At 51.8% G+C, this 10,217-nt stretch carries 14 protein-coding genes; 6 read left to right on the plus strand and 8 right to left on the minus strand.

The genetic code is table 11. The features are described from left to right. Positions 1 to 295 precede the first annotated feature (295 nt). A complete protein-coding gene (locus IM300_RS21780) occupies positions 296 to 850 on the plus strand; it encodes a gamma carbonic anhydrase family protein (RefSeq protein ID WP_063450574.1) in 555 nt (184 codons plus the stop codon). Here IM300_RS21780 and IM300_RS21785 read toward each other — a convergent pair. The 6 genes from IM300_RS21785 to dprA are packed head-to-tail and all read right to left on the minus strand — an operon-like array spanning position 826 to position 4,609. Continuing rightward, positions 826 to 1,074, minus strand: coding sequence for a DUF1488 domain-containing protein (locus IM300_RS21785; protein WP_193038305.1), 249 nt, complete (start codon positions 1,072 to 1,074; stop codon positions 826 to 828). The genes IM300_RS21780 and IM300_RS21785 overlap by 25 nt on opposite strands. After that, on the minus strand, positions 1,071 to 1,889 hold the full coding sequence (gene aroE, locus IM300_RS21790) for a shikimate dehydrogenase (protein ID WP_193038306.1): 819 nt from the start codon (positions 1,887 to 1,889) through the stop codon (positions 1,071 to 1,073). The genes IM300_RS21785 and aroE overlap by 4 nt, the downstream gene beginning before the upstream one ends. A 4-nt stretch (positions 1,890 to 1,893) precedes the next feature. Next, positions 1,894 to 2,466 carry an L-threonylcarbamoyladenylate synthase type 1 TsaC gene (tsaC, locus tag IM300_RS21795; RefSeq protein ID WP_063865957.1) on the minus strand — a complete coding sequence of 191 codons (573 nt, stop codon included), beginning with the start codon at positions 2,464 to 2,466 and terminating at the stop codon, positions 1,894 to 1,896. Then, on the minus strand, positions 2,456 to 3,013 hold the full coding sequence (locus IM300_RS21800; protein WP_193038307.1) for a type I DNA topoisomerase: 558 nt from the start codon (positions 3,011 to 3,013) through the stop codon (positions 2,456 to 2,458). The genes tsaC and IM300_RS21800 overlap by 11 nt, the downstream gene beginning before the upstream one ends. Positions 3,014 to 3,039: 26 nt before the next feature. Continuing rightward, the gene (gene smg, locus IM300_RS21805) at positions 3,040 to 3,513 is read right to left on the minus strand and encodes a DUF494 family protein Smg (RefSeq protein WP_000460665.1); all 474 of its coding nucleotides are present in this window, start codon (positions 3,511 to 3,513) and stop codon (positions 3,040 to 3,042) included. After that, positions 3,485 to 4,609, minus strand: a complete 1,125-nt coding sequence (gene dprA, locus IM300_RS21810; protein WP_193038308.1) for a DNA-protecting protein DprA — start codon at positions 4,607 to 4,609, stop codon at positions 3,485 to 3,487. Before dprA ends, smg begins: the two co-directional genes overlap by 29 nt. Positions 4,610 to 4,736: 127 nt before the next feature. On the opposite strand from dprA, the gene def reads away from it, so the two are divergent. The 5 genes from def to mscL all read left to right on the plus strand — a co-directional run bounded on the left by def (position 4,737) and on the right by mscL (position 9,516). Then, complete coding sequence (gene def, locus IM300_RS21815; RefSeq protein WP_006812188.1) at positions 4,737 to 5,246, plus strand: peptide deformylase; 510 nt, start codon at positions 4,737 to 4,739, stop codon at positions 5,244 to 5,246. A 24-nt stretch (positions 5,247 to 5,270) separates the two neighbouring features. Beyond that, positions 5,271 to 6,218, plus strand: a complete 948-nt coding sequence (fmt, locus tag IM300_RS21820; RefSeq protein ID WP_193038309.1) for a methionyl-tRNA formyltransferase — start codon at positions 5,271 to 5,273, stop codon at positions 6,216 to 6,218. Between the two features lie 52 nt (positions 6,219 to 6,270). Further along, positions 6,271 to 7,557 carry a 16S rRNA (cytosine(967)-C(5))-methyltransferase RsmB gene (gene rsmB / locus IM300_RS21825; RefSeq protein WP_193038310.1) on the plus strand — a complete coding sequence of 429 codons (1,287 nt, stop codon included), beginning with the start codon at positions 6,271 to 6,273 and terminating at the stop codon, positions 7,555 to 7,557. Between the two features lie 22 nt (positions 7,558 to 7,579). Beyond that, complete coding sequence (gene trkA / locus IM300_RS21830; protein WP_003863337.1) at positions 7,580 to 8,956, plus strand: Trk system potassium transporter TrkA; 1,377 nt, start codon at positions 7,580 to 7,582, stop codon at positions 8,954 to 8,956. 146 nt (positions 8,957 to 9,102) lie between these two features. Continuing rightward, positions 9,103 to 9,516, plus strand: coding sequence for a large-conductance mechanosensitive channel protein MscL (mscL, locus tag IM300_RS21835; protein WP_003863335.1), 414 nt, complete (start codon positions 9,103 to 9,105; stop codon positions 9,514 to 9,516). Here mscL and IM300_RS21840 read toward each other — a convergent pair whose 3' ends face one another. Next, entirely contained in the window at positions 9,517 to 9,732 is a 216-nt protein-coding gene (locus IM300_RS21840) for an alternative ribosome-rescue factor A (RefSeq protein ID WP_193038314.1), read from the minus strand. Positions 9,733 to 9,789: 57 nt separating this feature from the next. Continuing rightward, on the minus strand, positions 9,790 to 10,215 hold the full coding sequence (gene zntR / locus IM300_RS21845) for a Zn(2+)-responsive transcriptional regulator (protein WP_107534024.1): 426 nt from the start codon (positions 10,213 to 10,215) through the stop codon (positions 9,790 to 9,792). Positions 10,216 to 10,217 lie beyond the last annotated feature (2 nt).

Below are 10,217 nucleotides of genomic sequence, written 5' to 3' on the forward strand. Positions count from 1 at the left end.
GCGTATATTACGCTTTCCTCTTTCAGAGTCAACCCGTTATTTCAGGATTTTTTCTCTTCAACCGACCGGGTTGTCTGTGAAGTGATTCACATCCGCCGTGTCGATGGAGGCGCATTATAGGGATCCCAGTTTTTAGCACAAGTATTTTTTAGATCTTTTTTTCCAACTGCTGATTTTCCGTGCTTTTCGCTGAAAACCCACCCGATCCGCTTAAAAATTGACGCATTTTGCCTTGCCTCGATCCCCGATTACGATCAAAGTCTTCTTTATAGCGCTCATTTATATCGAGGTAGATATGTTTGCAGTATTACGCCCTTATAAAGATCTGTACCCCCAACAAGGCGATCGCGTGATGATCGATGCCAGCAGCGTGGTTGTGGGTGATGTCCGCATGGCCGATGATGTCAGCATCTGGCCACTTGTCGCGATTCGGGGCGATGTTAACTACGTTGCAATCGGTGCACGCACCAATATTCAGGACGGCAGCGTGCTGCATGTGACGCATAAATCATCTTACAACCCTGAAGGCAATCCGCTCATCATTGGGGAAGATGTTACCGTCGGTCATAAGGTGATGCTCCACGGCTGCACGATCGGTAACAGGGTTCTCGTTGGGATGGGATCGATTTTGCTGGATGGCGTCATAGTAGAAGATGACGTAATGATCGGCGCAGGGAGCCTTGTTCCACAAAACAAACGCCTGGAAAGTGGCTATCTCTATTTAGGCAGCCCGGTTAAGCAGATCCGCCCCTTAAAAGAAGCGGAAATCGAAGGATTGAAATACTCAGCGAACAATTACGTTAAATGGAAGAATGACTATCTGGATCAGGATAACCAGACCCAGCCCTGATCGTCTTCCTGCTGATCGCGGATCAAATCGCTGGCTTCCTCTTCCAGATCCCAGCGATTTTCGCAAAAGACCGCTAACGGCTCTGAACCCCCAAAGCGCTGGAGCAGCGTTTCCCCTTTAATCGCACAGGTTAGCTGCATTCCATGCACCAGCACCGGGAAGCAAACCGCTTGCCTGTTCTCATCCCAGATTTCTCTGTCGGGAAAATGAATCGCCTGATTCACGCCATCAGTTCCTGTTTCAGTTTTTCAATCACCGGCTCTACAGAGGGTAACACGCCATGCCAGAGTAACACCGCATGAGCCGCCTGCCCCACCAGCATGCCCAGACCATCAGCCATATGTTTTGCTCCCTGTTGTTCGCACCAGTTCAGAAAAGGCGTCTTCCCTTTTTGATAAAACATGTCATAGGCATAGATATGGGAATGAATCAGGGACGCGGGAATTGCAGGGATCTCTCCATTAATACCGCTGGAGGTGGCATTAATCACAAGGTCAAATTCGTGACCCGCGAGCTCATCAAGCGCCAGCGCAGTGACGCTGCCAGTATGTGCGAACAACGCCGCCAGCTCTTCTGCTCTGGAGAAAGTCCGGTTGGTAATCGTCACCGCACAATCCAGAGAAAGGAGAGGAAGCAATACGCCGCGCGAGGCGCCACCCGCACCGATCAGCAGGATCCGAAAGCCTGGTTTAATAAACGACAGTCGCTCCAGATCGCTGAGCAAACCAATGCCGTCGGTGTTATCGCCCAGAAGGCGGCCATCTTCGAGCCGCTTTAGCGTATTAACGGCACCGGCGAGCGACGCACGCTCGGTCAGCTCATCCGCACGCCCGAAAGCCTCTTCTTTAAAAGGCACCGTCACATTCGCACCTTTACCACCCGCATCAAAAAAGCCATTCAGCGTCGGTATAAATGCATCAACAGGCGCAAGGACCCGACCATACGGATGATCTATCTGCAATTGATCCGCAAACAGCTGATGGATCAGAGGCGACTTGCTGTGCGCGATCGGGTTACCAAATACAGCGTAGGTTTCCATCACATTATCCCTGGCGAAAACGTTCGCCGGTCAAGGCATCGCGAATTTCTGACGGGTTAAGACGACCACCGGTTTCACCGACGGCTACCGGGAAATCATTCCCGAATTGCGCCAGAACTTCTTCGGTTGTCCGACAAGGGGGAAGGCCGGTCAGGTTGGCGCTGGTAGAAACCAAAGGTTTACCAAATGCCTGGCATAGCTCCACCACCAGCGGATGGTCGGTGACACGTACCGCAAGTGAATCGAAACGCCCGGTTAACCAGCGCGGCGTTGTCGGCTGTGCAGGAAAAACAAACGTTACGGGACCAGGCCACGCAGAAAAAATGGTTTCCCGCTGTGCAGGTGTCAGCATCGAATCATCAATATAAGGTTTAAGCTGCTCGTAATTCGCAGCGATCAGAATCAATCCTTTTTCGACAGGCCGCTGTTTAAGCGCCAGCAGCCGGCTAACGGCAACCTCGCTGTCAGGATCGCACCCGACCCCAAAAACGGCTTCTGTTGGATAGGCGATGACTTCTTCTTTTTTCAGGGTTTCCACCGCCTGAGCGATGGAGCCTGATGGCAGGTTATTGTTCACTGATTTGATCCGCCGAAACCGGCTTTCCACATTGTTTACTGGCGCAAAAGCGTTTCATGCCTTGCGCGGTTTTCTTCTCTATAAGTAACGGATAATCGCAATGAGAGCAGACGCCCGCTACTGGTTTGAAATTGATAACGAACTGGCATTCAGGATAGCGATCGCATGAATGGAAGGTCTTGCCATAACGAGAGCGGCGCTGCACCAGTTGACCACGCTGGCACTGAGGGCAGGCAATTGCCGTTTCATCTGGCTTATCAATTTGTTCCGTATGCTCACATTCCGGGTAGCGACTGCATCCGATAAACATCCCGAAACGCCCCTGCCGCAGCGCCAGTTCACCGCCACAGAGAGGGCAAAGCTGCCCCTCCAGAATTTTGACGATATGTCCGTCCGCCTGGCTTTTCAGGGGACGGACATAATCACATTCCGGATAGTGTGAACAACCGAGAAACGGACCGTGTTTCCCGGACCGAATAACAAGTTCAGCCCCGCACTGTGGGCAGGGCTCGTTTTTATGCACCGTAAAGAGTGCTGATTTGGCCATAACAACTCTTGTTGCTGCACGTAGAATTAATGCAGCATACCTTCATTCACTTCAAAGAGTAATTCTTCCATTTGCTGATAGGCGTTTTCACAGCCCGGAATGTTGAACAGAACCATCAGGATCACCCATTTCAGATCTTCCAGTTCAAACTCAGCAGTATCCAGCGCCATGACGCGCTCTATCACCATCTCTCTCGTTTCGAGGTTTAGCACCTGAATCTGCTCGAGGAATAAGATGAATCCCCGGCAGCTGGCATCCAGCCTTTCACACTCTTCAGCTGTATAGATGCGCACAGACAATGGGTCAGAAGCAAGCTGCATCGGTTCGGCGAGGCCGTCCTGATAATCAGCCAACTTATCCAGCCACATCAACGCATTATAGATATCTTCCCGCTCAAAACCTGCGTCGGTCAGATCCCGTGTTAATTTGTCCTGATCCACCTGCATTTCTGCTTCGTTGTGGATGTAAGTCTCAAACAAATACATCAGTACGTCGAACATGGCATGCCCTCCTTATTCGGACATAGCCGCCGGGTACAGCTGCGATCCACCCTGCTAACTCCAGTTCGAGTAGCTGTGCTACCGTTACTGGCACAGGTTGGCCGGCACGTTCAGCGACAACGTCAACAGGTGTTACCTCATCTCCTACGTTAGCCAGGAGCTTGGGAAATGGCAATGCTACGGCCTCCTGATCCGATGAAATATGTCGCTTTTGGCGATTATCCTGCAACCAATGCAATCCATACTGCAAATTTTCCAGGATATCCTCTTTACAGGTCACCAGCGTTGCCCCCTGTTTTATCAGCCAGTGAGGGCCTTCGCAGCCGGGGTTCCCCAACGGGCCGGGCAGCGCAAAAACTTCACGCCCCTGCTCCAGCGCGCACCTGGCGGTCACCAGCGATCCACTTCGAATCGCAGCTTCGACCACCAGCACGCCCTGGCTTAACCCGCTGATGATCCGGTTACGCCGTGGAAAGTTACCCGGCCTGGGCGATGTTGAGAGTGAAAACTCAGACACTATCGCCCCCTCTGAAGCGATAAGTTGCTCAGCCAGAACGTGATGACGACGCGGGTAGAGACTAAAAAGACCATTGCCAAGCACGGCGACACTTCGCCCTTTTGCTGTCAACGCCGCATGATGTGCGACACCATCGATGCCGCAAGCCAGGCCACTGGTGATCGTAAAGCCACATTGAGACAGCTGTTCACTGAGAATTTTTCCCCACCGCACGCCATACCATGAGGGCGCACGGCTGCCCACAACCGCAAGCTGCATGCTGTTAAGCACGTCAACGCGGCCTCGCACAAATAGCGCCCCGGGAAAATCAGGGATCAAACGCAACAATGGCGGGAAGCGAGGATCGTCAGCCGTGAGAAGATGGTTGTCTGCGTGCTCCAGCCATTCCAGGCTACGTTCAAGTTCACTCTCACTGAATGAAAAAAACTTTGCGACATGTTTGGCCGAAAGCCCTGCCTCTTTGACAGCGTCAGCATCAACGGTAGCCTGACGAAGCAACCGCTGCGCGGTTTCCAGCATCGCATCACCGTATAACGATCCGATGTTTATAAGCCGTAACCATATCTCTGTGGACGTCATCCTTTTCCCTGCCATAAGCAGCCTCAGCAATCTTTGCGATTGGTCACTGATGCTGTCAATCGACCGGGGATTTGTCTAGAATAGAAGTAATATTCTTTTCAACTCCTGAACACGACTCTGGAAATTTATGGCAGTTTTGCAAGTGTTACATATTCCTGACGAGCGCCTTCGCATCGTCGCGGAACCGGTTAAAGAAGTGAATGCAGAAATTCAGCGTATCGTCGATGATATGTTCGATACCATGTACGCTGAAGAAGGCATTGGCCTGGCGGCGACCCAGGTAGACATTCACAAGCGTATTATCGTGATCGACGTTTCTGAAAATCGCGATGAGCGCCTGGTGCTGATCAACCCTGAACTGCTTGAAAAAAGCGGCGAAACAGGTATTGAGGAAGGCTGTCTGTCCATCCCTGAACAGCGCGCTTTGGTGCCACGTGCCGAAAAAGTTAAAATTCGCGCACTGGATCGTGACGGCAATCCGTTTGAACTGGAAGCCGACGATCTGCTGGCGATTTGCATTCAGCATGAGATGGATCACCTGGTCGGTAAACTGTTTATCGATTACCTCTCACCACTGAAACAACAGCGTATTCGTCAGAAAGTAGAGAAACTGGATCGTTTGCGTTCTCGCGCATAACGCCCCCCGGATACAAGGAATAACGTGTCTACATCACTACGTATAATCTTCGCGGGTACCCCTGATTTTGCAGCGCGTCATCTCGACGCGCTGTTATCGTCTGGCCATCAAATCGTTGGCGTATTCACTCAGCCGGACCGTCCGGCTGGCCGCGGTAAAAAACTGATGCCTGGCCCGGTTAAAGTACTGGCAGAAACGCATGGTTTACCGGTATTCCAGCCAGCGTCATTACGACCTCAGGAAAACCAGCAGTTAGTGGCAGACCTGAATGCCGACGTGATGGTGGTTGTGGCTTACGGCCTCATTCTGCCGAAAGCGGTACTCGATATGCCCCGTCTGGGCTGTATTAACGTCCATGGTTCCTTGCTCCCACGCTGGCGTGGTGCGGCCCCAATTCAGCGCGCTCTGTGGGCAGGCGATGCTGAAACAGGCGTTACAATCATGAAGATGGACGTAGGTTTAGACACTGGCGACATGCTGTATAAACTGGCGTGTCCCATTACCGCAGAAGATACCAGCGCCACGCTGTATGACAAGCTGGCGGATCTCGGCCCGCAGGGGCTGATTGAGACGTTGCAACAGCTTGCTGATAATACGGCGAAACCTGATGTTCAGGATGAGTCGCAGGTGACCTATGCTGAAAAGCTGAGTAAAGAAGAAGCCCGGATCGACTGGTTCCTGTCAGCAGCTCAACTCGAACGCTGCATCCGCGCCTTTAATCCGTGGCCGATGAGCTGGTTAATGATTGATGAGCAGCCAGTTAAAGTCTGGAAAGCTTCCGTTATTAACGGCAATACCTCGGCAGAGCCCGGTACGATTATCGACGCCAGTAAAAACGGTATTCAGGTTGCGACCGGAGAAGGGATCCTGAATCTTGAATCGCTGCAACCGGCCGGTAAAAAGGCGATGAGCGCGCAGGACCTGTTAAATTCCCGTCGTGAATGGTTCATCCCTGGCAATCGCCTTGCCTGAACGCATTTACTCTTAAAGCCCGGTGTGTCCGGGCATTTTTATTTTTACGGTTATGAAAAGACAAAATCTACGCACCATGGCGGCTCAGGCCGTTGAGCAGGTTATCGAGCAGGGCCAGTCACTGAGTAATGTCCTGCCTCCACTGCAACAAAAGGTTTCCGATAAAGACAAAGCCCTGCTCCAGGAGCTTTGCTTTGGCGTTCTGCGCACCCTTTCTCAGCTTGAATGGTTAATCAACAAGCTGATGTCACGCCCGATGAGCGGCAAGCAGCGCACCGTGCATTATTTAATCATGGTCGGTTTCTATCAGCTTCTGCATACCCGCATTCCTCCTCATGCTGCGCTGGCTGAGACAGTGGAGGGTGCCGTTGCGATTAAACGTCCTCAGCTGAAAGGACTGATCAACGGCGTGCTGCGTCAGTTCCAGCGTCAGCAGGACGAACTGCTGGCAGAATTTGCGCAAAGCGAAGCGCGCTTCCTGCACCCTGAATGGCTGCTGAATCGCCTTAAAAAAGCCTACCCACAGCAATGGCAAGAGATCGCTGATGCCAATAATCAACGTCCGCCGATGTGGTTACGCGTCAATCGTAACCATCACACGCGCGACGCATGGCTGGCCCTGCTGGAAGACGCCGGGATGAGTGGCTTCACTCACGCTGCTTATCCTGATGCGGTTCGTTTAGCCTCACCTGCTCCGGTACACGCATTACCCGGCTTTGACGAAGGCTGGGTAACGGTACAGGATGCATCCGCTCAGGGCTGCATGACCTGGCTTGAACCGAAGGACGGGGAGCACATCCTCGATCTCTGTGCAGCACCAGGGGGTAAAACAACGCACATTCTGGAAGTGGCGCCGCAGGCCAGCGTGATGGCCGTAGATGTTGACGAGCAGCGCCTGTCACGCGTCTACGACAACCTCAAACGTCTGGGTATGAAAGCGCAGGTTAAGCAAGGCGATGGACGCAAACCCGCAGACTGGTGTGGCGATACCCGGTTCGATCGCATTTTGCTCGACGCCCCCTGCTCTGCAACCGGCGTTATTCGTCGTCATCCCGATATCAAATGGCTGCGTCGCGATCGTGATATCAAGGAGCTTGCCCAGCTGCAATCCGATATTCTGGATGCCATCTGGCCGCACCTCAAACCCGGCGGAACCCTGGTGTATGCAACCTGCTCCATTCTGCCGGAAGAGAACAGTCAGCAAATTGCGGCTTTCCTGAAACGCACCCCGGACGCCGCGCTGCACGCTACAGGTACGCCTGAGCAACCGGGTCTGCAAAACCTGCCTGGCGCAGAAGAGGGTGATGGCTTCTTTTACGCTAAGCTAATCAAAGAGTGATGTTGAGAACAGGTCACGAACGATGAAAATTATCATTCTGGGCGCCGGGCAAGTTGGCGGAACGCTGGCGGAAAACCTCGTGGGTGAAAACAACGATATCACCATTGTGGATACCAATGGCGATCGTCTGCGCGTTTTGCAGGACAAGTTTGACCTCCGCGTTGTTCAGGGGCACGGCTCTCATCCACGTGTACTCCGTGAAGCGGGCGCGGACGATGCCGACATGCTGGTTGCAGTAACCAGTTCTGATGAAACCAACATGGTTGCTTGTCAGGTGGCCTACTCGCTTTTCAACACCCCGAACCGCATCGCCCGCATTCGTTCCCCGGACTATGTCCGGGATGCGGAGAAGCTGTTTAATTCCGAAGCGGTGCCCATCGACCATCTTATTGCGCCAGAACAGCTGGTTATCGACAGTATTTATCGTCTGATTGAGTATCCGGGCGCGTTGCAGGTTGTGAACTTTGCTGAAGGAAAAGTAAGCCTGGCGGTCGTGAAGGCCTATTACGGCGGCCCGCTGATTGGTAATGCCCTGTCGACAATGCGCGAGCATATGCCCCATATCGATACGCGTGTTGCGGCTATTTTCCGTCACGACAGGCCTATCCGTCCGCAAGGTTCCACCATTGTCGAAGCCGGAGATGAAGTATTCTTTATTGCGGCGTCTCAGCATATCCGCGCGGTGATGAGTGAGCTACAGCGTCTCGAAAAACCGTATAAACGTATTATGCTGGTCGGCGGCGGTAATATTGGCGCAGGCCTGGCGAGACGACTGGAAAAAGACTATAGCGTGAAGCTGATCGAACGAGATCAGCAGCGCGCGTCGGAGCTGGCTGAAAAACTCCAGAATACCATCGTGTTTTATGGCGATGCTTCGGATCAGGAATTACTGGCCGAAGAGCATATCGATCAGGTCGATCTTTTTATTGCCGTCACCAACGACGACGAAGCGAATATTATGTCCGCCATGCTCGCCAAGCGTATGGGAGCAAAAAAAGTGATGGTGCTTATTCAGCGTAAGGCTTATGTCGATCTGGTACAGGGAAGCGTGATTGATATTGCTATTTCACCTCAGCAAGCCACCATTTCTGCCCTGTTAAGCCACGTGCGTAAAGCGGATATCGTCGGCGTTTCGTCCCTTCGTCGTGGTGTTGCAGAAGCCATTGAAGCCGTTGCGCACGGAGATGAAACGACATCGCGCGTTGTCGGTCGTGCGATCGACGAAATTAAACTTCCACCAGGCACCATTATCGGCGCCGTAGTGCGAGGTAACGATGTCATGATCGCCAATGATAATTTACGTATCGAGCAGGGGGACCACGTTATTATGTTCCTAACCGATAAAAAGTTTATTACCGACGTCGAGCGTTTATTCCAGCCAAGTCCATTCTTCCTGTAAGGATCCGGGTGCTCCTTCAAGAGCACCCGAATATTAACCTTTTAATTTACATGCCTTTTATTTTGCATAACGATTATTTATCCCCAATGGCAATTAGCTAATCATTTGTTAAACTTATAGGCGTCAGCTGGCACAAGGAGAACATAATGAGTTTTATTAAAGAATTTCGCGAATTTGCGATGCGCGGGAATGTGGTGGATTTGGCTGTGGGTGTCATTATTGGTGCGGCGTTCGGTAAGATCGTTTCATCGTTAGTCGCCGACATTATTATGCCGCCGTTAGGGCTGTTGATTGGAGGCATTGATTTCAAACAATTCGCCTTCACCCTGCGGGAAGCTCAGGGCGATATCCCTGCGGTTGTAATGCACTATGGCGTATTCATTCAGAACGTTTTTGATTTCGTGATTGTGGCATTTGCCATTTTCATGGCCATCAAACTTATCAACAGACTTAACCGTAAAAAAGAAGAACCGGCTGCTGCCCCGCCAGCACCAACTAAAGAAGAAGTCTTGCTGACTGAAATTCGCGATCTGTTAAAAGAACAGAATAATCGCGTTTAATCAGGCGAGAAAAACAGAAAGGCCAGTGGTAAAAAAGCGATTCGCTTGCTTGCCACTGGCCTCCCAGTTACCCCGTTGTGCATGTTTACCTTTACGCAAATAACTGCCTTTCCCTTTTTTGTTCTTCTCAACACGCTGTCTGAAAAGCGGGTCGTGAAGCAATGCCTCAATGGCGTTATCCTTAATTTGTCCCTTAGTATGCTGATAGCGGCTCATCATTTCTCCTGAGCATAGTTAATGTCGGCTGGAGTCTAGACCCTGCCTGATAAAAAATCAACAACCCTGAGTTTCACTACTCGCCCCCTGCTCAAGTGCTTCCAGAATTGAGCAATAAACGCTGCTGTGAGCAGTACCGCAGCACGCGTCGTTCAGCCTTTGCAGAGACCGCTGCATGGCTTGCAGCTCCTGAATTCGTGCTTCAACTTCATCCAGCCTGGCCTTCACGATGCTTTTCGATTCCTGACACGTGTGATGTTCAGGATCGATACGGATCGACAGCAGTTCACGGATCGACTCCAGCGTGAATCCGAGCTGCCGTGCATAGCGGATAAAACGCAGGCGTTGCAGGTCGTTATCCGTATAAAGGCGAAATCCACCTTCCGTTCTGACCTCATGATCGATCATCTGCTGCTTTTCGTAGTAGCGGATAGTATCCGGCGTTACGTTAGCAAGTTTCGCAAGTTCACCTATGCGGTACATGG

Source organism: Enterobacter cloacae complex sp. I2 (assembly GCF_014896205.1).
GTDB lineage: Bacteria > Pseudomonadota > Gammaproteobacteria > Enterobacterales > Enterobacteriaceae > Enterobacter > Enterobacter quasihormaechei.

Excerpts from the sequence above, each read along its gene's own strand:
- IM300_RS21780 (WP_063450574.1), top strand. The coding sequence starts at position 296 with ATGTTTGCAGTATTACGCCCTTATAAAGATCTGTACCCCCAACAAGGC.
- dprA (WP_193038308.1), bottom strand. The coding sequence starts at position 4,609 with ATGACGTCCACAGAGATATGGTTACGGCTTATAAACATCGGATCGTTA.
- trkA (WP_003863337.1), top strand. The coding sequence starts at position 7,580 with ATGAAAATTATCATTCTGGGCGCCGGGCAAGTTGGCGGAACGCTGGCG.
- aroE (WP_193038306.1), bottom strand. The coding sequence starts at position 1,889 with ATGGAAACCTACGCTGTATTTGGTAACCCGATCGCGCACAGCAAGTCG.
- rsmB (WP_193038310.1), top strand. The coding sequence starts at position 6,271 with ATGAAAAGACAAAATCTACGCACCATGGCGGCTCAGGCCGTTGAGCAG.
- zntR (WP_107534024.1), bottom strand. The coding sequence starts at position 10,215 with ATGTACCGCATAGGTGAACTTGCGAAACTTGCTAACGTAACGCCGGAT.
- IM300_RS21840 (WP_193038314.1), bottom strand. The coding sequence starts at position 9,732 with ATGAGCCGCTATCAGCATACTAAGGGACAAATTAAGGATAACGCCATT.
- mscL (WP_003863335.1), top strand. The coding sequence starts at position 9,103 with ATGAGTTTTATTAAAGAATTTCGCGAATTTGCGATGCGCGGGAATGTG.
- smg (WP_000460665.1), bottom strand. The coding sequence starts at position 3,513 with ATGTTCGACGTACTGATGTATTTGTTTGAGACTTACATCCACAACGAA.
- IM300_RS21800 (WP_193038307.1), bottom strand. The coding sequence starts at position 3,013 with ATGGCCAAATCAGCACTCTTTACGGTGCATAAAAACGAGCCCTGCCCA.
- def (WP_006812188.1), top strand. The coding sequence starts at position 4,737 with ATGGCAGTTTTGCAAGTGTTACATATTCCTGACGAGCGCCTTCGCATC.